Raw genomic sequence first — 22,209 nt, 5'->3', positions numbered from 1 at the left:
AAGGCCCGGGAACGAATTCACTGCAGTATGCTGACCTGCAATTACTAGCGATTCCTCCTTCACGCAGGCGAGTTGCAGCCTGCGATCTGAACTGAGCTACGGTTTATGAGATTAGCATCACATCGCTGTGTAGCTGCCCTTTGTCCGTAGCATTGTAGTACGTGTGTAGCCCAAGACGTAAGGGGCATGCTGACTTGACGTCATCCTCACCTTCCTCCGGTTTGTCACCGGCAGTCTCTCTAGAGTGCCCAACTTAATGCTGGCAACTAAAAACGAGGGTTGCGCTCGTTGCGGGACTTAACCCAACATCTCACGACACGAGCTGACGACAGCCATGCACCACCTGTGTTCGCGCTCCCGAAGGCACTCTCTCCTTTCAGAAAGATTCGCGACATGTCAAGTCTTGGTAAGGTTCTTCGCGTTGCATCGAATTAAACCACATACTCCACCGCTTGTGCGGGCCCCCGTCAATTCCTTTGAGTTTCACACTTGCGTGCGTACTCCCCAGGCGGGATACTTAACGCGTTAGCTACGGCACGGCTCGGGTCGATACAAGCCACGCCTAGTATCCATCGTTTACGGCTAGGACTACTGGGGTATCTAATCCCATTCGCTCCCCTAGCTTTCGTCCCTCAGTGTCAGTTACGGCCTAGCAGAGCGCTTTCGCCACCGGTGTTCTTCCTGATATCTACGCATTTCACCGCTACACCAGGAATTCCCTCTGCCCCGAACGTACTCTAGCCGTGTAGTTTCCACTGCTTTTATCATGTTGAGCATGACTCTTTAACAGCAGACTTACATGGCCACCTGCGGACGCTTTACGCCCAATCATTCCGGATAACGCTTGCATCCTCCGTATTACCGCGGCTGCTGGCACGGAGTTAGCCGATGCTTATTCCTCAGGTACCGTCATTTTTTTCTTCCCTGAGAAAAGAGGTTTACGACCCAAGAGCCTTCCTCCCTCACGCGGTATTGCTCCGTCAGGCTTTCGCCCATTGCGGAAAATTCCCCACTGCTGCCTCCCGTAGGAGTCTGGGCCGTGTCTCAGTCCCAGTGTGGCTGATCATCCTCTCAGACCAGCTACTGATCGTCGCCTTGGTAGGCTCTTACCCCACCAACTAGCTAATCAGACGCGAGCTCATCTCCAGGCAATTAATCTTTCACCTCTCGGCATATCCGGTATTAGCAGTCGTTTCCAACTGTTGTCCCCGACCTGAAGCCAGATTCTCACGCGTTACTCACCCGTCCGCCACTAAATCCCTAAGGATTCCGTTCGACTTGCATGTGTTAAGCATACCGCCAGCGTTCATCCTGAGCCAGGATCAAACTCTCCATTTTGGTTCGTTCTTCTTAAGCTCTAATTCTTTAACCTCTTCAATCCTCTATTTTTCTTTCCAGGATTGTTCAGTTGATTTTTTTGACGAGGAATGGTCGTCTCTATTCTTTCAAAGTATTATTATCTTTTCTCGGTTCAGCGCATTGGGCTTTTGCCCTCACTTAATAAACATACCAACTCTTCCTCTTTTCTGTCAAGGGGTTCTGAAAACTTTTTTTGGTTCGCTTGGTAATTGAGGTTCGTGATGGCGGATATCCCTATAAATAAGGCTTTTCTTGATTTATTATGTGTGGGCATCCCCATAATTCATCAATACTGTACAGCTATAGCGGTTTTTAGTCCACCAAATTACAATAGCAGCACTGTGTAAACCAGCTATAAATATATGTTAAAGAGACCTGAAGCAATGTCTCTGGAATTGCTTACGCTGAATCTGGATAACTCCTGATACCGATCAAACACAAAAAATTCTTAATCTTGAACTAACGGGATTTAAATAAAAATCAAGCCCAAATAAAGCCAAAACTGGCTTTATGAGCGGCAAATAGGTCAATCCTGCGCTCCAGCTTGCCGTAAAAGCTGGGCAATTGTGCGATAGTTATTAAACTCGGCAATCATTAAAGCTGTGTAATTACCTTGGTTTTTTAAATTCACATTTGCCCCGGATGCAATTAACATCTGCACAGCTTGTCCATAGCCCTCGGAAGCAGCCCACATTAATGCTGTTGCTCCAGATGAGTCCTGAAAATTCACATCTGCTCCTTGTTCGAGCAGCAGTTTGAATACCTCTGGATGGTTGCTGGCTATGGCTTTGACTAAAGCATTTTTACCATCATCTGCTAAAATATTGACATTAGCTCCGTGGTCAAGCAATACTTTTACTGTCTGAGCGTGTCCTTGGGATACTGCCAGTGTCAGAGCTACTTCTCCAAAGTTTTTCTTATCCATGTCTGCTCCAGTAAGCAGTAAAACCTCAACTATTTCGCTGTGTCCCTGGAATGCAGCTAAGAGTAATGGTGTATCACCAAGATGATTTCTAATTTGTACATCTGCTCCTCGTTGAAGTAATAGTTGCACTACATCAATGTAGCCTTCAACAACGGCACAATGTAGGGCAGTTTCACCTTCTTTATCTTGGTGATTTATTTCTGCACCTCTATCTAATAAAGCTGCGATAATATTACTGTGTCCTGCGGCAGAAGCAGCTAAGAGTGCAGTGCCACCATCGGAATTTTGCAAATTAGGATCAGCCCCTTGTGATAACAGTGTTTGCACTACATCCAAATATCCCAAGTCTGCCGCTATCATTAACGGTGTTTCACCTTCTGTATCTGGTTTATTGACGAAGGCACTATTTTGTGTAATTGCTTGAACAACTGCTGTATAACCTTGCTTAATGGCAAGTTTTAAAGCCGTATCATCATCTTTATCGGTAATATTTGCATCAGCGTCCGCAGCTAATAAGACTTCTACCACATCCAAATGACCTTTGAGTGCTGCTGCCATCAAGGCTGTACTACCATCTTCATTAATAGCATTTACATCTACACCTTTAGATATTAGAAGCTTAACAATATCAAGTTGATTGGCACTCGCTGCCAACATTAAAGCCGTTAAACCATAGGTTTTTCTGGGTAGGTTAATGTTAGCCCCAAAATCTAGGAGCGATCGCACAATTTCTGTATAACCTAAATTCGCCGCGAACATTAATGCTGTCGTGCCAGTGCGATCGCACACATCCACCTTAGCACCCGTAGCTAGTATTTCACACAGCCGCTGAATATCACCATTTTTTGCAGCCTTGAGCAGCAAGTTCTCTTTGTTTTCAGTCATAAATGCAATCCCGCTTCGGCAAATTTATTGATCTAGCCTCCAATTTCAGTCTGAGATTATTTAACCACTTTTGCAAGAGGGAATTATTAACTCTTTTACTGACGTATTGCAATACGCCCCCACTTAACTCTTCAACTAAGGTATGCTAAATTTTATTAAGATTTAATAATTGGAAAAAACACAATGAGTCCTGAACTTTCTCCAGACATAAAATTTGCTTTAAACTTCTTTCACCCAGCCATCATGTGGATCTTATTGGCACTATCACTGTATGCTGCCTACTTGGGACTACAAGTACAGCGTACCAGAAATGCCAAGGGTGAAGAAAAGAAAGAACTAATTCAAGGTAAATATACCATTAAGCACTACCAAATCGGCTCGATCATCTTAGCCCTGATGGTAGCAGGTTCAATTGGTGGTATGGCTGTCACCTATATCAATAATGGTAAATTGTTTGTTGGCCCTCACCTATTAGCAGGTCTGGGCATGACAGGTATAATAGCTTTCTCTGCATCCCTCTCTCCCTTTATGCAAAAAGGGGCAAATTGGGCGCGTGCAACTCATATTTTACTTAATTTCGGGCTTTTAGGGCTGTTTGTTTGGCAAGCTTTCTCTGGTGTAGAAATTATCCTCAGAATTATTAGTAAAGCATAGATGATCCGTGGGTAGGAGGCAGGAGGCAGAAGAAAGATAAATATTCCCTATTCCCTATTCCCTGTTCCTCATAACTAATGACGCTTTTTTGAGGAATTAACAGGAAAGGGGATATTGAGAGATTTATGAAAATCTTCTTGAACTTTGCGGGTTAAGCGACGGGAGACTTGGCGAACAATTTGATTAAGTAAGCGATCGCCTGTAGATTGAATCAAAGAATGTGGTAAACGCTGAATAAATCGGGGAAAGTGCAGCTCAACAATCAAATCTAATTCCCATTCTACCCGCGTCCCCTGTTCCAAACCTTCTACTAAATGCATTACAGCATTATAGTCCACATCATAACCAGGTGCTTGATAGTCAGGGATGGGAATTGTACGGATACGGTATTTACCTTCCTCTGGGGCCAACAATTCCAAACCAATTTTTGGTTCTACCTCATAACCAAAAGAGCCAAACTTACCAATCACCAAAGCATAACCATTTTCACCCAAAGCTTCCACCCTCATGGGTTCAGCACAGCGGACAAACCATGAAGAATGACTACTAAGATACTCAGCCACTTGATCAATAGGGGCATACATTTCCATACAGTCTTGATAACGACTGCGAAATTTACTTGGCCCTACATGAGCCTCTTTTAATGGCGTTTCATTGACCGTAACGCTAGAACCTATAGGCAAAACTGACTCTGTTATATCTAAAGATTGATAATCCCACTTGTTTGTCACCATAAATCTATTTTTTGTATAGTTTGCAGTTTGTCTATATTAATCATTCCCTCTTGAGGAGGATTTATTCACACAAAAATACAAATTTCACGAAAACCTCAAAAATCTGTCATCAACTCCATAGAATTACTAAAATAAAGAACGGAACAAACACATATTAGTTTCCTAGGATAGCGTTAATTATGAAAGTATTTGTAGCAGGGGCAACAGGTGAAACAGGTCGTCGGATAGTACAAGAGCTAGTATCCAAGAATATTCCCGTTCGCGCCTTGGTACGGGATGAAGATAAAGCTAAGGCTATCTTGCCTCCTGAAGTCAAGTTATTTGTAGGCGACGTATTAGAACCAGCAACCCTAACTGCTGCATTAGGTGATAGTACGGTGATAATATGCGCCACAGGAGCAAAACCAAATTTTGACCCCACCAGCCCATATAAAGTAGATTTTGAAGGTACGAAAAATTTAGTAGATATTGCTAAAGCCAAACAAATAGACCATTTTATTTTAGTTTCCTCTTTGTGTGTTTCCCATTTTTTTCATCCACTCAACCTATTTTGGCTGATTTTAGTATGGAAAAAGCAAGCCGAGGAATACATTCAAAAAAGTGGACTTACCTATACAATAGTGCGACCTGGGGGACTGAAAAATGAAGATAACTCTGATGCCATCATCATGAAGAGCGCAGATACGTTATTTGAGGGTAGTATTCCCCGTCAAAAAGTAGCCCAAGTTTGTATCGAGTCCATGTTTGAACCCGCAGCACGTAATAAAATTGTCGAAATTATCGCTAAACCTGAAGCTACACCAAAAAGTTTTCAGGAATTATTTCAAAGCACAGGGAATAGGGAATAGGGAACAAGGTTGAAAGTCTCTTTACATAAGGCTTTGTTCTTAAAATTTGTGCCTCATCTGCCGCACTTTAATAATATGCCAGTTGTGTAAGCCCTGGTTTAGGCAAATACGCAGCAGATGATCAATTTCCCGAAATCAGATCATCGGTAATTGTTGTTTTAGATTAGTAAAGTGAATTTGAAGGAGTCCAACTCTGAAAGGCTTTGAATTCAAAGGCGTAGAAAAACTGATTGCCCCCCTAGCGGCACTGCTCGGCTTTGTATATTTATTACAGTGGTATATTGGTGGAAATTTGCACTCATCTTCAGATCCTGTGTTTGAGCGCAAACAACCTCCCTTAGTTATGCAAAATGGTGATCCTTACATCCGGGCTTTGATGCGAACTATTTCCACAAGTGAGGCAAACAGTAAGCGTCCCTACTCTCTGCTATATGGTGGAAAGCAAATCAATGATCTCAGCCGACATCCTGAAATATGTGTCACCATTGTCACAGGCCCCAATATTGGTAACTGTTCCACTGCGGCGGGTAGATATCAAATTATTAATACCACCTGGTATCAAATTGCGCCTCGTTATCACCCAAAACCAACGCAGTTGATGTTATGGTCTAGTTATAGTTTTGAACCAGAGTATCAAGATGTAGTAGTTTACCGTTGGTTAAATGATTCAAAAGTGTGGGGAACAGATATTTCTCAACTGCTCAGACAGAAAAAGTTAGATGAAGTTTTAAAGCGGCTTTCCCCAACTTGGACAAGTTTAGGGTACGGAATAGAAACTAATTCTAATACTCGTTTTTTACCTCAAGTTTACCAGAAGTTATTGCAAGAAGAATTACAGCAGAATTCAGGAGTTAGGAGTTAGGAGTCAGGAGTCAGGAGTAGAGACCTAATGATACTTGGGTTTTGGTTTAAATTTTATGGGAATAATAGGACTCTTATTTGATTTTTGAACAGTACTCGGTATACACTGAAATCCTTCTTCCCTATTCCCTATTCCCTGTCTTCACAGACAACTTTTATGCCTAACGGCACGCTACGCGGTAAGCGAAGCTATGCCCGCAGGGCTTTACAGCAAACCCTATATATTGATGCTAAATTATTAGAAAAGCCCGGATAGTTTTCACAAATGCCAATGTATTTTCTAGATGAATATTATGTCCAGCTTGATTAATAATTTTTAGTTGAGCATTTTCACATCTATAAAACATTGCTGTATTAATAGAGATAAATTTTTCATCATATTCTCCAACTAACAAAAGCAAAGGTATTTTATTTTCTTGAATCTTCTCCCATAAAGAAGGTTGGTATCCAGTTCCCATAAATCGCAATGATTTTGCTAGTTCTAGAGGATTATTATCTAATCTTTTTATTAGCATTTGTTCATATAATTGATGAGTTTGAATCTCACCAAAAATTGCTTGACTATACCAATTATTTAAAAATATCTTAAATTCATTTTTATTGACCATTCTGGTGATTTTTTTGGCAATTTGAGCATCACCTTTAATTCTGGCTAATCTTTCTACTCCTGTTTGTAAACCTGGAGAAACTGACTCTAATATAACTTTAAAAAAACGTTCAGGAAAATGAAGCATAAGATATAAGGCTAATCTTCCTCCCATTGAATAACCGACTAAAAAGCATTTTACTATTTCTAATTTATCCAATAAATTGATTATAGCTTGAGCGGTAGGTTCCATTTTATAGTATTCATCACCTCCTAAAACTTGAGTTTTACCATGTCCAGGTAAGTCAATTGTGAGATAATAAAAATCTTCCCCTATTAATTTTATGACTTCATCAAATTCTTCAATGTCACCCATGAAGCCATGTAGAAAAAGAATTAATGGTTTTTGGGAATTACCTTGTAAAGAACAGTTAAATTGATAATTTTTTAGTGTCATGTTTCCGCAGCCCAAGTAAAAAGATTTGTGGCTGTATAAATAAACTTTGTTTATACAGCTTAGTTACTTGTTTAACTTAGATACAAGACAGTATATTTTTTCTGCACGTAATCAAGCAAGATGCATACACTAAATATTTACGATTGTTCGTAATTGCTAAGGCAAAAACCGATCTAAAGCAGCTTTGAGTTGTTCAATTTCTACATCAATATTGCCATTTTTTGAAGCTCTAGCAATACATTCAGTTAAATGTTCATCCAAAACAATGCGGGCTACTTTATCTATAGCACCTCTGACAGCGGCAATTTGTAATAAAACATCAGGACAAGGGGTATTTTGCTGCACCATTGTTTTAATTCCGCGAACGTGTCCTTCTATACGCGATAGTCGGTTGATAATTCGCCGTAAAGATTCTTCACTATGGACGTGAGGATGAACGGAATCAGTCTGTCCAGGAGTATGATCTGTATGTTGGTGGTTTAGATCGTGATGGTGTGTGTGTTCTGCTGACTGAGAAGGCAAGGATTCGTCAGCTAATCGGTTTGATCCATTCATTGGTCATCACAGTTTTGGTATTAATTAAGATCCTAACCTAGAGAGATCTGAGATTTTACAGTAGTGTTCAGAAGAGGCGTATTGTGCCATACGCCTAGCACTAAATTTTGTACTGTATATTTTTAAGTTGGGGAAAATCCGAACCAGAACAGTCCAAATTTCCATACTAGCTTTAGGTCTGATTGTTCTATTAACTTAATCGCAGTAGGACAAATTCTATCTGGAAATCGTCTAAAGAAACCTGAATTAAGCTAAAAATGTTAATAGACGTGGATTTTATCCAAGCTGTAACAATTGTAAATAACTTTATCGTCTATCTGTAGTTTTTTCTGAGGCTTCTAGATTAGGTTGTAATTATGCAAATTTCCAAACTAACTCGGTCTATACGCCAACTCACTACCCATGCAATCGCAATTTTTATGGGAGTGATGCTGACCGTTACCTCTTTACAAGTGTTACCATCTCAGGCAGAACCTGCGCCAGATTCTGTAGTTTCTCAAAAGCTATCTCCGGCTGTTGCGGCTGTTGGTAGTAGTAGTTTTGTCACCGCAGCGGTGAATCGAGTGGGGGCGGCTGTAGTCAGAATTGATACAGAGCGAACAATTACCCGCCGTGTTGAACCGATGATGGAAGATCCTTTTTTCCGGAAGTTTTTTGGTGATAGCTTCCCTCAACAGTCACCAACTGAGCAGTTACGCGGGTTAGGTTCTGGGTTTATTCTGGATAAGAGTGGTCTGATTCTGACTAATGCCCATGTGGTAGATCAAGCTGATAAAGTGACAGTCCGCCTTAAAGATGGCCGCACATTTGAAGGAACTGTTAAGGGTATTGATGAAGTAACTGATTTGGCAGTTGTCAAGATTAATGCTGGTAATGATTTACCTGTTGCACCTTTGGGTTCGTCTAATAATGTACAGGTTGGAGATTGGGCGATCGCAGTTGGAAATCCTTTAGGATTTGATAATACCGTTACCTTGGGCATTGTCAGCACTCTCAAACGTTCTAGCGCCCAAGTGGGAATTAGCGATAAACGCTTGGATTTCATTCAAACTGACGCTGCAATTAACCCTGGTAACTCTGGGGGACCCTTATTAAACGGTGAAGGTGAGGTAATTGGGATTAATACTGCGATTCGTGCAGATGCGATGGGGATTGGATTTGCGATTCCTATTGATAAAGCTAAAGCGATCGCACTTCAATTGCAACGAGATGGAAAAGTTGCTCACCCTTATTTAGGTGTACAAATGATCACCTTAACACCCCAACTAGCCAAAACAAATAACAGTGATCCCAACTCCATGTTTGAGATTCCTGAAGTCAAAGGCGTTTTAGTCATGCGGGTTGTCCCCAATTCTCCAGCTGCAAATGCAGGTATCCGCCGTGGAGATGTAATTGTGCAGATTGATGGTAAACCAATCACCAATGCAGAACAGTTACAAGGAGTGGTGGAAGATAGTAACCTCGGTCAACTATTGCAGGTGAAAGTGCAACGAGGTAATCAAACACAGTTGCTTTCAGTCCGTACCGCTGAACTAAAAGATATTTCTTGAAGAAGAAGTCAGGAGTCAGAATAAATTCAGTAATTCGTAGGGTGGGTTAGCGCAGCGTAACCCACCATTATCCCCATAAATTTATTTTTTGGTGTTCCTTAAAGTTTCAACACCTTTTCTGCTTGGAAATGTAATAACAAACCATATTCCAAACCCTCAACTACCGCTTGATAAGAAGCTTCCAAAATATTCGTAGAAACTCCAACCGTTGTCCAACGTTGTTGACCATTTCCCGATTCTACTAAAGCACGGGTTTTAGCTGCTGTCCCTGTATGTCCATTGAGAATTCTGACTTTATAATCTGTCAACTCAAAAGCAGCAATGTGGGGGTAAAAGTTGACCAATGCTTTGCGTAAAGCTGCATCCAAAGCCGCTACTGGCCCATTACCTTCCGCTGCTTCCAGAATATTGTTACCGTTAACAGCTACTTTAATTGTTGCCAAAGAATTGGTCGGTTCTTTCCCCTCAACCAAATCACAGTGGACTTGAAAACCTTTAACTTCAAAAAACTGCTCACGCTGACCCAAAGCCTCATACATCAGTAAGATAAAACTCGCCTCTGCGGCCTCAAATTGATATCCTTCACTCTCCAAATCCTTCATGCGTTGGAGAATTTGCCGTGCTTGGGGATTTTCCTTATCTAATTCAATGCCAAAAGTCCGAGCTTTCGCTAACACATTACTGAGACCAGACTGTTCAGAAATGACAATTCGGCGCAGGTTCCCGACTTGTTCTGGCTGAATATGTTCATAAGTCAAAGGGTTACGTTCTACTGCTGATACATGAATACCACCTTTATGAGCAAAAGCAGAACGTCCTACAAAAGGCGCGTGTTCATCAGGAGCGAGATTTACAACTTCGCTGACAAAGCGACTAGCTTCTGTAAGTTGATTTAGCTGGTGTCCACCGATACAGCTATAACCAAGCTTTAGTTGTAAATTGGGAATCAGAGAACACAGGTTAGCATTACCACAGCGTTCACCATAGCCGTTGATTGTACCTTGTACCATCTTCGCCCCAGCCATTACTGCTGCTAGGGCATTAGCTACAGCCATCTCTGAATCATTATGAGTATGAATGCCGATTTGAGGAATTGTCATTGATTTTTGACAAATGACTAATGACAAATGACTAATGACTAATTCCACAATTTGAGAAACTTCATGAGGTAAAGTCCCGCCATTGGTATCACATAAAACTAACCATTCAGCCCCTGCGGTTACTGCTGCTTTTAATGTTTGTAAAGCATAATTAGGGTTTTGTTTGTAGCCATCAAACCAATGTTCAGCATCGTAGATGACACGCCGTCCTTGAGAACGCAGGTACTCAATTGTGTCAGTAATCATGGCTAAATTTTCTTCTAAACTGGTCTTGAGTCCAGCTGTGACGTGTAAATCCCAGGATTTACCGAAAATTGTCACCCAGCGCGTACCTGCTGCCAGAATCGCTTGCAGCATTGGTTCATCTACTGCTTTAGTGTGAGGGCGACGAGTGGAGCAAAAGGGAACAACTTCTGCTTGTTTGAGCGGATTTTCTTGGAGTTGCCAGAAAAATTGTACATCTTTGGGATTTGCTCCTGGCCAACCGCCTTCAATAAAGGGAATCCCTAATTCATCAAGTCTGTGAGCAATGCGTAACTTATCTTCTATGGACACTGATAATCCTTCCCGTTGAGTCCCGTCCCGGAGAGTAGTGTCATAGAGCCAAAGTTGATTTGAGGGAGTTGTGGTCATAAAAATTTGGTGAACCTTTAGTTCAACACTGACACCTGAGAGACAACTTTGCGGCGATGTGCCAATATACAACAAAAAGCTATTTTGGTAATTTCAATATGCCCCAAGTAGTAGCTCAAGGTAAATTAATTGAGTGTGAAAGCCAAGCCAATTTACGTAAAGTTCTGTTAGAAAATGGTATTGACCTCTACAATGGCGGTTCCAAGCTCATAAATTGTCGGGGAATTGGCAGTTGTGGTACTTGTGCGGTTAAGGTAGAAGGCGAAGTATCCGCAGCGAATTGGCGTGATCAAACGCGGCGATCGCTTCCTCCCCATTCTCCTACATCAGATTTGCGTTTAGCTTGCCAAACTCAGGTTTTAGGTGATGTGAAAATAACAAAGTTTGATGGATTTTGGGGTCAAGGTTCTCAATTAGTTTGGACACCAGAAGGTTAACAAGGAGAGAAACAAGATGGGTAGATGGACACCCTTAATTCTGATGGCTGGAGGCGTGGCAATTTTGCTGGGTACGTTGCTAGGCATTAATTTTCCTATGGGCGGACAACCAAGTGCTAATGTTCCGCCTGGACGTAGAGCTTCTAGTGTCCTCCCGGCTAATATTAATGTTAATAGCACTGCTACCCGGAATGATTCTGAAACTGCTAACAGCAATGATTCTGAAACCGTTAACAGCAGTAATTCTGAAACTACTAACAACAATGATTTTGCTGATGAAAATCGCCGCACCAGCGTAGCTCAAAATAATGCTTCTACTGAGCCTACAGGAATAAATGATAGTACACAAGTCGGAAATACTACTGATACTTCCATAACAAACAGTAGTTCAAGTTCAGATAATCTTGATCAAGAAAAAGAACCTATTCGCGCTTTGTGGTAATTATGAGGATGTCTGAAAAATTTTTCCTGTGGTATCCAATATTTGTAGATCCCCCTAAGCCGGGGGACTTTGGGAAATTTATCTCCCTTGTTGAGAGGTAAGGGGGATCTGAATAAAACTTGATACTTCTTAGACATCCTCGTCGTTTGTAGACTCTTCAAGAATCCTACGGACAGAAGCCGGGGGGAATTGTCAATCCTGATAGGTTATTAGTTATGTAGTAATGACTAATGACTAATGACTAATGACTAGTGACATTTTAATTATTGGCGGTGGCGTTATTGGCTTGGCTTGCGCTGTCGAATTGAAATTACGGGGGGCAACTGTCACCGTGCTTTGCCGTGATTTTTCTGCCGCAGCCAGTCACGCAGCCGCAGGGATGTTGGCTCCTGATGCGGAAAAAATATCTAATGGGGCGATGCTTTCTTTATGTTGGCGATCGCGCTCACTATACCCCAAATGGACACGCAAACTAGAAGATTTAACTGGTTTAAATACAGGTTATTGGCCTTGCGGCATCCTCGCTCCAGTTTATCAGGAGGCAGGGGGGCAGGGAGCAGAGGAAGGATTATCTATCACCTCTTCCCAATCACCAACTTACTGGTTAGACAAAGCAGCTATTGAGCAATATCAATCAGGTTTAGGTGCAGATGTGATTGGTGGTTGGTGGTATCCTGAAGATGGTCAGGTTGACAACCGTGCTTTGACGAAAGTTTTACGAACTGCGGCTGATTCTTTGGGTGTGGAATTCAAGGATGGCGTGACGGTGGAAGCGATCGCTCAACAACAAGGAAAAGTCATCGGTGTCCAAACCAATTTGGGTTTACTCCACGCTTCCCATTATGTTTTAGCCTCTGGTGCTTGGGCTAATCAATTATTACCTTTACCAGTGAGTCCCCGCAAAGGACAGATGCTGAGTTTGCGAGTACCGGAATCTGTCCCAGAATTACCATTGACGCGGGTGCTTTACGGTGAAAATATTTACATTGTCCCCCGGCGTAATCGTTCTATTATTCTGGGGGCAACTAGTGAAGATGTGGGCTTTACTCCTGATAACACCCCAGCCGGAATTCAAAGTTTACTCCAAGCTGCAATTCGTCTCTATCCACAATTAGCAAATTATCCCATTCAAGAATTGTGGTGGGGATTTCGCCCTTCTACAGCCGATGAATTACCTATTTTGGGCAATAGCCATTGTGATAATTTAACTTTGGCTACTGGACATTTTCGGAATGGCATTTTGCTCGCACCTGTCACAGCCGAATTAATTGCTGATTTGATTTGGGAAAAAAAGGCAGATCCTCTCCTGGATAATTTTCATTATTCACGCTTTCAAGCTCAGTCATCTACCACTACATCCATGCTGACTCATTCTGCTAATTTCACCAACGGACACCGTAATCTACAACCCACAGATTTGAATATTCAAGATTCAAGTTTGATTATTGCTGGTAAATCTTTTCAATCTCGCTTAATGACGGGAACTGGAAAGTATCGCAGCATTGAAGAAATGCAGCAAAGTGTTGCCGCTAGTGGGTGTCAAATTGTGACTGTTGCGGTGCGGAGAGTGCAAACTAAAGCACCTGGACATGAAGGTTTAGCGGAAGCTTTAGATTGGAATAAAATTTGGATGTTGCCAAATACCGCAGGTTGTCAAACCGCAGAAGAAGCAATCCGGGTTGCCCGTTTGGGACGCGAAATGGCAAAGTTATTAGGACAGGAAGACAATAATTTTGTCAAGTTGGAGGTAATACCTGATGCCAAATATTTACTTCCAGATCCCATTGGCACTCTGCAAGCTGCTGAACAGTTAGTAAAGGAAGGTTTTGCTGTTTTGCCATATATCAATGCTGACCCGATGTTAGCCAAGCGTTTAGAGGAAGTTGGTTGTGCAACAGTGATGCCTTTAGCCGCCCCTATTGGTTCAGGACAAGGGTTGAAAACTACTGCCAATATTCAGATTATTATTGAAAATTCCAATATCCCTGTTGTGGTAGATGCTGGTATTGGTGCGCCTTCTGAAGCTTCTGAGGCGATGGAATTGGGTGCGGATGCGTTGTTAATCAATAGTGCGATCGCACTAGCTCAAAATGCCCCAGCTATGGCTTATGCGATGAATCTAGCAGCGGTAGCCGGTCGCATGGCTTATTTAGCGGGAAGAATGCCAATGAAAGACTACGCTAGTGCTAGTTCACCTTTGACAGGGACAATTACCTAATCTGGAAAACCTCTCTCCTTAAATGGAGAGAGACTTTAAATTTCTCCCTTTAGATGTATGAAAAATACTATTAATATTTTCAACAATAATAGAGTAAAAATTTTGAATATTTAAATATACATGGAAAATGTAATTACCTATAACAATGATAAAGGACTCCTCGCTTATATTCAATTTCTCGCATCCAGAGCATTAAGAACCAAATATGATGGTACTGATCCAATCTTTAATTTTGAAGATGCACTTGATCAAACCGAAATAGCACATTTGACTGTAGATGAACTCAAAAAAATCCCTGAAGTTAACACCCTATTTACAGAACGCTGGCTACCTGCACCAATAAATTTAGATGAGTTAAGTAAACTTCCAGAAGGAACTTTAGGATATGTTTATGCTAGGGAAATGAAAGCTAGAGGTTTTGATCCCAACTTCTATCAAACAGTTCCTGTGGTTGATGATATTTCCTATCTGAAAATGCTATGGAGAACTACCCATGATATTTATCATGTAGTCACAGGATTTGATACTGATGTATTTGGAGAACTTGGTTTACAAGCTTTTGTTTTAGCTCAAACTGCTATTCCTATCAGCATTATGCTTGTGAGTTTTGGTATGGTTTTGATTAGTCTCTACCAACCGGATAAACTCAAACCTTTAATGACAGAAATATCCCGTGGCTACCGTTTAGGTTCTCATACTCCCCGCAAACTTATTGCTCAAAAGTGGGATCAGTTTTGGAATGTCCCAGTTATGGAAATTCGCACTCAATTAGGAATAAATTCTATTCCTGAAAACTGAAAATCAGTTAATTGTTAGTTAGAAAGTGTATGGATAAAATGTAGTCAGAGGTACTAGTAATTACAGGCAAATCCATATTTTGTTTATTCTGTCAATTCGTAAATTCTACTAAAATATAAATTTTTTATTTTAAATGTAAAGATTTATATAATATAATGAAAATAAACTATAATGTAGTTAGCACTCAATAAAACAAAGATTAAGAAGGAATCACTTCATGCCCTATACAAACGAAGAAGGCGGACTGATCAACAATTTTGCTCGTGAACCTAAGGTTTATGAAGCAGAACCCCCTACACCCACTCAACAGCGTAACTATGTTGTTTTAGGACTTGCTGCTGCGCTTTTGGTTGGTGGTGTAATTTTTGTTGCCTTCTCTGTTTCTAACGTCGGTTAATTTCAAAATATTTTAATAAAATTTAATTTTTCAGAATTTCAGGTTCCAATCTCAGGAGGAGCCTGATTTTCTAATTATTTGCTAAAATTGAAAAGAATACTTAAGTATAATTATACACTTATTAATCCGTCAAGTTTGGAAAAGTCGATTTATCCTGAACAGAAAAACATTGACTTGAAAATCAGAATATAAGATTTTTCAGTTATGTTTATTTGACTGACTTGAGAATGTATACTGTATTTCGGCTGTTTTAGCCACTATGAGCGTGAATGAAACTTTACCTACAGATATTTTTGCTTGGAATAGGCAGGTATATCAACGCCTAAAATTTGCCCTGAGTATTGGTTTACGACGGCAGATATTTTTTGCTGTATGTGATGACTTACACTTAAGAAATCAAGTAGCTACTCGGTTACATTCTACCTTGGCTTATCCGGTAGGGCAAGTGCTATATCAGCCAACAGAAACAAGGGGAATTAGTACTCCAGCTTATCCACGGTTAGTTACATTGCGGTTGAATTTAAATGATCCTAACCCCATAGCGCAGATAAATCAGTGGTTGGCTAATTATCCTCCACCGATTGTGGGAGAATCAAAAGACACTCCTGGTCGTCCCTTACCAATACCCGCATTTCAGATTGTCGGAGTGGAACTGCTGACTAAACAATCAGTAGCGGTACAACGTTTATTTTTACATTATCTCAGATTAAGCGAACAATATTTTTCTACCCAAGAATCCAGTCCGTTTCTAGAATCTAGTCTGCTGTTTTGGGTTCCCCGTCCCTGGTTGTCTGCTATTCAGCAATCAGCACCCAAGTTTTGGCATGGTCGAACTGGTGTTTTTATCTTTGCTGGAGAACCAACACCAACAATAGATAATCGGAGTTATACAGAAAATTTCTCTAGTTTGAGAAGTGTAGATCTAGGAAATCTTGAGAAATCAATTATTGATGAATCAATAGCTTCAGAAGAATTGTCAGAAAATCTGATTCAAGAGTTTAAGTTTACTGAAGATGATGATTTTTTGGCAGAGAAACATAAAAATATAGAATATCCGCTACATGGTATATCAACAGACAAAATTGAGATTCCCAAACTCTCATCTTTCTTGCATATTAGCGATGAATTAATATCGTTAGTTAAAGAAACACTGAATACCGATATTCCTGAAGATGCGGATGAAAATTTGCAACCGCAGCAACTTCTCTGGGAAATTGAAAAATTACAAATCCAGCAAGCTGCTGGGGAAAAAATAGCGGTAGCTTATCATAATTTAGGAAATTTATATCGTCTTCGCATTGAGCAAGGAAAGTCAAGTCTAGAAAATTTAATGGTGGCAATTATTGCCTATCAGGAAGCAGTTAGTTATGACGATAATTCACCACAACTCCCAGATACTTTAAATGATTTGGGTACGCTGTATTGGATGCTGCACCGCACACCTAGTAATAGTGAGGAAGGAAAAACTTATATAGAACAGGGAATAGAGTTTTATGAGTTGGCAATAAAATTAATTACACCTGATAGCCAACCGGATATTTATGCTCGTGTGCAGAATAATTTAGCCACAGCTTACGGAGATTTAGCGCGATTTTCTAACCCTGTGGAAAATTGGCAACAAGCGGTTACAGCTTATGGTGAAGCACTTCTCTACCGAACAGAGGAAATTGATCCTATTAAATATGCTGCTTGTCAGAATAATTTGGGGACTGCTTACTGGCATTTGGGACAACATAGTCAACCGGTGGAACATCTCAAAAAAGCGATCGCAGCTTATAATCTAGCACTTGTATATTATAAACCCAGTGATGAGCCGCTCAAGTATGGCATGATTCAAAATAATATCGGTACTGCTTATTGGAATTTATCTCAATATGAACAACCATTGGATAACTTACAATTAGCAGTTGATTTTTACCGTGAAGCCCTTAAATATCGTACTCCTGCAAATGTTCCTAATGCCTGTGCGGCTACTCGCAATAATCTTGGTACTGCCTATTGGCATATAGCAAATCTACCACAAGTCACTAAAGAAATTCGCCAAAGTTTTTTGAAATTATGCATCAAGACTTATGAAGAGACTCTAAGTATATCAGATTCTATAGATCGTAAAAATTTAAGTTTTGATTTATTGGCAACGCAAAATAATTTGGGACTAGCGCATTATCAATTAGTTACAGATCCATCTTTTAATGGTGATAAAAAGATACTTTCTCAGCATTTAGAAGCATCTTTAGAAAATCATGTCCAAGCATTAAATGCCTTGACTCAAAATACGGAAGCTTATCAAACGACTTTTACCCACATAGTGAAAATAATTCGCACTTTCCATGATCAATTAGGTATTCAAGGACAAAATTTGGCTTTATCTAAGGTTCCGGGTAATTTAATTCCTGAAATTTTACCTAAGTTATAGGTGGCTGGGGATTGGGGACTGGGAAGAATAGCTAATGATTGGTAGTTATTGGCTAAAGGTGTCACAATCGGTAAAATTACCGCAAGGGGTTTTCAAAGGCTGAAAAAGTCTTTTGTCCCCTGTTCCCTGTTTAATCACTACCCCAGACCTATGAAAGAAACTATCCTAGAGGTTCGCAATCTACAAGTTGAATTTTCCGGTGATGGCAGTAAAGTTAAGGCTGTGGATGGTATCAGCTTTGATTTGCATCGAGGTGAGACTCTAGGAATAGTGGGAGAGTCTGGAAGTGGTAAATCAGTTACGGCTTTGGCTGTGATGGGTTTGTTGCAGTATCCCGGTAGGGTTGGTGGGGGAGAAATCTGGTTTCGTCCCCAGGAAAATGCCCAACCTCTGGATTTATTGGCTTTACCGGTTAAGGAAATGCAGCTGTACCGGGGTGGTGACATTGCGATGATTTTTCAAGAACCGATGAGTTCACTCAATCCGGTTTATGATATTGGATTTCAGATGACAGAAGCAATTATGCGTCATCAAAATGTGAGTGCTGTTGAGGCTAAGAGAATTGCGATCGCAGGTTTGCAAGAAGTTAAACTTTTACCTAGTGATGAAACAATCCAGCAGCAGTGCCTTGATAATCAGTCATCTCCACCCGATAGCTTCCAATTAGCGCAGTTGGTGAAAGAACAAAAAGCAGCAATGCTGGAACGCTATCCCCATCAGTTATCTGGTGGTCAACTGCAACGGGTAATGATTGCAATGGCAATTTCTTGTAACCCATCTTTGTTAATTGCTGATGAACCAACTACAGCTTTAGATGTAACCGTACAGGCGACAATTCTGGAATTGCTGCAAGAATTACAAAAAAGTCGCAATATGGCGATGATTTTTATCAGCCATGACTTGGGGTTGATTTCGGAAATCACTGACCAAGTAGCGGTGATGTATAAAGGTAAAATTGTCGAATCCGGTGCGGCAGAACAAATTTTTACTAATCCCCAACATCCTTATACAAAGGGACTTGTAGCCTGTCGTCCCTCCCTTAACCGTCGTCCCCAAAAACTGCTGACTGTTTCTGACTATATGAGTGCAAAGGAGGATGAATTTGGACAGGTGGTAATTTATCCCCAAGAACCAGCACAACCACCAGATATCAGCAGCGAAGAGATTAATGTCAGATTAGCTAATTTGTGCGCCCAAGACCCTCTTTTACAAATTCGCAACCTGAATGTTGGCTTCCCAGTCCGGGGGGTACTTGGTGGCACAAAACCTTACAATATGGCTGTGAATGCTGTTTCTTTTGATGTTTATCCAGGTGAAACTCTGGGATTGGTGGGAGAATCTGGTTGTGGTAAAACTACTTTGGGTAGAAGTTTGCTGAGATTAATCGAACCGATGAGCGGTAAAATTATTTTTGATGGACAAAATATAATTACCCTCAAAGGAGAACCGTTGCAAAAATTGCGACGGGAAATGCAAATAGTTTTCCAAAACCCGTTTAGTTCTCTTAACCCCCGGATGAAGATTGGTGAAGCGGTGATGGAACCGTTGTTGATTCATTCTGTGGGTAAGTCTAACTCACAGCGACGGGAAAGGGCTGTGGAACTGTTAGAACGGGTGGGATTGGGTGCAGATGACATGAAACGCTATCCCCATCAGTTTTCTGGTGGTCAACGTCAACGGGTTTGTATTGCCCGATCTTTGGCTTTAAATCCTAAGTTTATTATCTGTGATGAGTCGGTTTCGGCGTTAGATGTGTCGGTACAAGCTCAGGTATTAAATTTGTTAAAAGAATTACAACGTGATTTTAACTTGACGTATATTTTTATTTCCCATGATTTAAGTGTGGTGAAATTTATGAGCGATCGCATTTTGGTGATGAATCAAGGGAAAATTGTCGAAGAAGGTACAGCAGAAAGTCTCTACCGCGAACCAAAAGAAGAATACACACAGAAATTAATTGCAGCTATTCCTACAGGTAGTTTAGAGAGAATCAGGAAGAAGTAGACAGAAGGAGTCAGGAGTCAGGAGTCAGGAGGTAGAAAGAAGTAGGAGTCAGGAGTCAGGAGTCAGGAGTCAGGAGGTAGAATTGTTGAGAATAGCTTTTGCATAACTATCTAATAATCTACTAACTTCTTGCAATTTCAACATTACTAAAGAAGTAGAAGTCAGGAGTCAGGAGTCAGGAGGTAGAAAGAAAAAGACAGAAAGAGTTAGGAGATAGAATTTTTGAGAATAGCTTTTGCATAACTATCTAATAATCTACTAACTTCTTGCAATTTCAACATTACTTCTGAGGTGTTACCATATCCCAAATCATTTGTGAGAATAAGATAGTATCTACATTCTTCGAGAGAAGCCTGTGCTATATTCATAAATCTTACTTTATCTAAATCTCCTTTTTTCTTAAATCCTTCCGCTATATTTGCAGGAATAGAAACTGATGCGCGTCTAAATTGAGAGGTAAGTCCATATATTTCTGACTTGGGAAAATTCGCAGTTAATTGATACACTCCTAACACAAACTGATGTGCTTTTTGCCAAACTATTAAATCTTCAAATGTTCTCGCAGGTTGCATTTATTCTGACTCCTTTTCTATTCTTCTTCTTTCTACCTCCTGACTCCTGACTCCTTCTCTATTCTTCTTCTTTCTACCTCCTGACTCCTGACTCCTGACTCCTTCTCTATTCTTCTTCTTTCTACCTCCTGACTCCTGACTCCTGACTCCTGACTCCTGACTCCCGACTCCTGACTCCTGACTCCTGACTCCTGACTCCTGACTTCTGATTATTTAACATCAGTGTAAAGATAAGCCCTAATAGATTTATGATTGCGAATAATTTCCGCAGATTGTTCAGCCGCACTAGCGAAGTTTTGACTATAAACACCATGACCATCTATTCCGTCTAAAGTTATCCAAGCATAAGCTATTTGATAAAGTTCGCTTTTGCCTAATAAATGTTCGAGCAGAGGTTGTTGGTCAGGTAGAGTTTTTCTATTTAATAAATTATTTTTATCAGCGAGAATTACCACTTTTTCATCATACAATTTCTGGGCTACTTCAATTTGCATATCTGGATTTCCCAAAATTTCTTCATCAGAAATATTAGGGTCAAATCTATCTCTAGAAATTTGGAAAGCACCATAAAACTTACTGTTTGGTCGGTGTTCTTGCCAATTACCACCACTAGATTCAGTAGCTGATATAGCAATTAAAAAAATAGCAACTTCTTGACGAAGAGTACCTTGTTTAACTTTTTCAAGAATTTGTTGAGCAAAATCAATTTTAATCGTACCATCAATAATTACACCAGCTTTTTGAGCTTTTTTAGCGGGGATAACATCTTGAGATAAATTATGATCAGAATTAAAGTTTATTTGTTTGGATAAGTTTTCCTCACTATTTATATAAACAACAGGAACTAGTTTTTTATCTACTCTATTTTTCACACTAATTGCTACAACAAAAGCCAGGAATATGAAAATTAATAAACTAAATTTTTGTGTGAGAATAAAATAAATTTTATCCCCTTGAAGGTTGAACCAGTTATTTTCATAAAATAGTAATTTTTTTAATTTCCAACTTCTTTGAGAATAAACTGGGTTAGCATCCTTTAACATCCCTCTTCCTGCTAATTTTTTTAACAGAAATTGTATATCTTCGATATTAACCTTGTATTTAGCAGCGATAGTTTGTGGTGGTAGTTTACCTAGCTGTAAAAGCAGATCCTTTTGATCAGGGCTAATTTGAAGATAGGCTAAACTATGTGGGTGTTCCATACGCAAAAGCCAATAACCATTTGGGTTCCATATCCACTGCACTGCGGATTTAAGTAGAGGCCAACGGTTAGGTTTTCGAGAATGTTCTCGCAGTACATAAGCTCTTTTATTCTCTGTTTTGTGAATTCCTAAAACTCCCAAAGCCACCAATTTTTCTAATAGCTTGATCACAAAATCAGAACCAATTTCTTTCCCAAATTGCTGTTGACACTTTTCCTGTACCTGTTTGATTGTCCATTTTCCATTAAACAGCTTGAGAGCGTAACCTTCTGTTAATGAAAATGGAAATCTCTGTCTGGTTTTAATTCCTTGTAAAAGTATTGGTGAAAACCCGCTTACCCCTTGCTCAGATTCAGGTACAGAGATTATTTTCCAGTGAGATACCAGATTTGGACACACTAAACTCTGATCCTTACGTGTATTAACAGGTGATAGTTTCACTGGGTTCATGTGCTAAAAAGATATCAAGGTTCTGCTGTACCCACATCAATTTAGTGAATAAGGGTTGTTGTCATATTATACCAGTGGATATGACTGAACCTGACAAATATCATCCCAGCGATGCTACTCCGCAAA

The 22,209-nt window shown here is 40.3% G+C and carries 18 protein-coding genes and 1 rRNA gene (1 of these 19 cut by a window edge); 11 read left to right on the top strand and 8 right to left on the bottom strand.

Features of this window, described 5'->3' with window-relative positions; translation table 11 throughout:
* Together AC012T_RS09340 and AC012T_RS09335 are read right to left on the bottom strand one after the other, a co-directional pair.
* Nucleotides 1-1,338 (bottom strand): 16S ribosomal RNA (locus AC012T_RS09340) (it extends 151 nt beyond the left edge of the window).
* A 547-nt stretch (nt 1,339-1,885) separates the two neighbouring features.
* Nucleotides 1,886-3,169 (bottom strand): ankyrin repeat domain-containing protein, encoded by a 1,284-nt coding sequence (locus AC012T_RS09335; protein ID WP_487065092.1) that lies wholly within the window; start codon nt 3,167-3,169, stop codon nt 1,886-1,888.
* 183 nt (nt 3,170-3,352) lie between these two features.
* Between AC012T_RS09335 and AC012T_RS09330 the strand changes: the two genes are divergently transcribed.
* Nucleotides 3,353-3,823 carry a DUF4079 domain-containing protein gene (locus AC012T_RS09330; protein WP_487065090.1) on the top strand — a complete coding sequence of 157 codons (471 nt, stop codon included), beginning with the start codon at nt 3,353-3,355 and terminating at the stop codon, nt 3,821-3,823.
* Nucleotides 3,824-3,897: 74 nt separating this feature from the next.
* Here AC012T_RS09330 and AC012T_RS09325 read toward each other — a convergent pair whose 3' ends face one another.
* Nucleotides 3,898-4,557 (bottom strand): DUF1997 domain-containing protein, encoded by a 660-nt coding sequence (locus AC012T_RS09325; protein ID WP_487065088.1) that lies wholly within the window; start codon nt 4,555-4,557, stop codon nt 3,898-3,900.
* A gap of 179 nt (nt 4,558-4,736) precedes the next feature.
* Between AC012T_RS09325 and AC012T_RS09320 the strand changes: the two genes are divergently transcribed.
* Both AC012T_RS09320 and AC012T_RS09315 read left to right on the top strand, forming a co-directional pair.
* Nucleotides 4,737-5,405, top strand: coding sequence for an NAD(P)H-binding protein (locus tag AC012T_RS09320; protein ID WP_487065086.1), 669 nt, complete (start codon nt 4,737-4,739; stop codon nt 5,403-5,405).
* A 292-nt stretch (nt 5,406-5,697) separates the two neighbouring features.
* Complete coding sequence (locus AC012T_RS09315) at nt 5,698-6,267, top strand: glycoside hydrolase family 24 protein (RefSeq protein WP_487065084.1); 570 nt, start codon at nt 5,698-5,700, stop codon at nt 6,265-6,267.
* A 229-nt stretch (nt 6,268-6,496) separates the two neighbouring features.
* On the opposite strand, the gene menH is transcribed toward AC012T_RS09315, so the two are convergent.
* Entirely contained in the window at nt 6,497-7,309 is an 813-nt protein-coding gene (gene menH, locus AC012T_RS09310; RefSeq protein WP_487065082.1) for a 2-succinyl-6-hydroxy-2,4-cyclohexadiene-1-carboxylate synthase, read from the bottom strand.
* Between the two features lie 156 nt (nt 7,310-7,465).
* The gene (locus AC012T_RS09305; RefSeq protein WP_487065080.1) at nt 7,466-7,864 is read right to left on the bottom strand and encodes a metal-sensing transcriptional repressor; all 399 of its coding nucleotides are present in this window, start codon (nt 7,862-7,864) and stop codon (nt 7,466-7,468) included.
* A 356-nt stretch (nt 7,865-8,220) separates the two neighbouring features.
* Here AC012T_RS09305 and AC012T_RS09300 point away from each other — a divergent pair, with 356 nt between their 5' ends.
* A complete protein-coding gene (locus AC012T_RS09300; RefSeq protein ID WP_487065078.1) occupies nt 8,221-9,414 on the top strand; it encodes an HhoA/HhoB/HtrA family serine endopeptidase in 1,194 nt (397 codons plus the stop codon).
* Nucleotides 9,415-9,512: 98 nt separating this feature from the next.
* Here the strand turns inward: AC012T_RS09300 and cimA are convergent, their stop codons facing one another.
* Complete coding sequence (gene cimA / locus AC012T_RS09295; protein WP_487065076.1) at nt 9,513-11,147, bottom strand: citramalate synthase; 1,635 nt, start codon at nt 11,145-11,147, stop codon at nt 9,513-9,515.
* A 98-nt stretch (nt 11,148-11,245) separates the two neighbouring features.
* Between cimA and AC012T_RS09290 the strand changes: the two genes are divergently transcribed.
* From AC012T_RS09290 to AC012T_RS09260, 7 genes are all read left to right on the top strand, one after another.
* Nucleotides 11,246-11,584, top strand: coding sequence for a 2Fe-2S iron-sulfur cluster-binding protein (locus AC012T_RS09290; RefSeq protein WP_323311679.1), 339 nt, complete (start codon nt 11,246-11,248; stop codon nt 11,582-11,584).
* Nucleotides 11,585-11,600: 16 nt separating this feature from the next.
* Complete coding sequence (locus AC012T_RS09285) at nt 11,601-12,026, top strand: hypothetical protein (protein WP_487065074.1); 426 nt, start codon at nt 11,601-11,603, stop codon at nt 12,024-12,026.
* A 244-nt stretch (nt 12,027-12,270) separates the two neighbouring features.
* Nucleotides 12,271-14,244, top strand: coding sequence for a glycine oxidase ThiO (gene thiO / locus AC012T_RS09280; RefSeq protein ID WP_487065072.1), 1,974 nt, complete (start codon nt 12,271-12,273; stop codon nt 14,242-14,244).
* Nucleotides 14,245-14,364: 120 nt separating this feature from the next.
* Nucleotides 14,365-15,042 (top strand): Coq4 family protein, encoded by a 678-nt coding sequence (locus AC012T_RS09275; protein WP_487065070.1) that lies wholly within the window; start codon nt 14,365-14,367, stop codon nt 15,040-15,042.
* 217 nt (nt 15,043-15,259) lie between these two features.
* Nucleotides 15,260-15,439, top strand: coding sequence for a photosystem II assembly protein Psb34 (gene psb34 / locus AC012T_RS09270; protein WP_487065068.1), 180 nt, complete (start codon nt 15,260-15,262; stop codon nt 15,437-15,439).
* Nucleotides 15,440-15,698: 259 nt separating this feature from the next.
* Nucleotides 15,699-17,855 carry a tetratricopeptide repeat protein gene (locus AC012T_RS09265; protein ID WP_487065066.1) on the top strand — a complete coding sequence of 719 codons (2,157 nt, stop codon included), beginning with the start codon at nt 15,699-15,701 and terminating at the stop codon, nt 17,853-17,855.
* Between the two features lie 150 nt (nt 17,856-18,005).
* On the top strand, nt 18,006-19,859 hold the full coding sequence (locus AC012T_RS09260; protein ID WP_487065064.1) for an ABC transporter ATP-binding protein: 1,854 nt from the start codon (nt 18,006-18,008) through the stop codon (nt 19,857-19,859).
* Nucleotides 19,860-20,065: 206 nt separating this feature from the next.
* Here AC012T_RS09260 and AC012T_RS09255 read toward each other — a convergent pair whose 3' ends face one another.
* Nucleotides 20,066-20,431: a four helix bundle protein gene (locus AC012T_RS09255; protein ID WP_487065062.1), complete on the bottom strand. Its 366-nt coding sequence runs from the start codon at nt 20,429-20,431 to the stop codon at nt 20,066-20,068.
* Nucleotides 20,432-20,640: 209 nt separating this feature from the next.
* Entirely contained in the window at nt 20,641-22,074 is a 1,434-nt protein-coding gene (locus AC012T_RS09250) for a lysozyme family protein (RefSeq protein WP_487065060.1), read from the bottom strand.
* Nucleotides 22,075-22,209: the final 135 nt, after the last annotated feature.

The sequence above is a fragment of the Anabaena sp. EIM26 genome (assembly GCF_057568715.1).
Note: the sequence above shows the minus strand (reverse complement) of the source record. Positions and strands in the feature narration are given on the sequence as shown.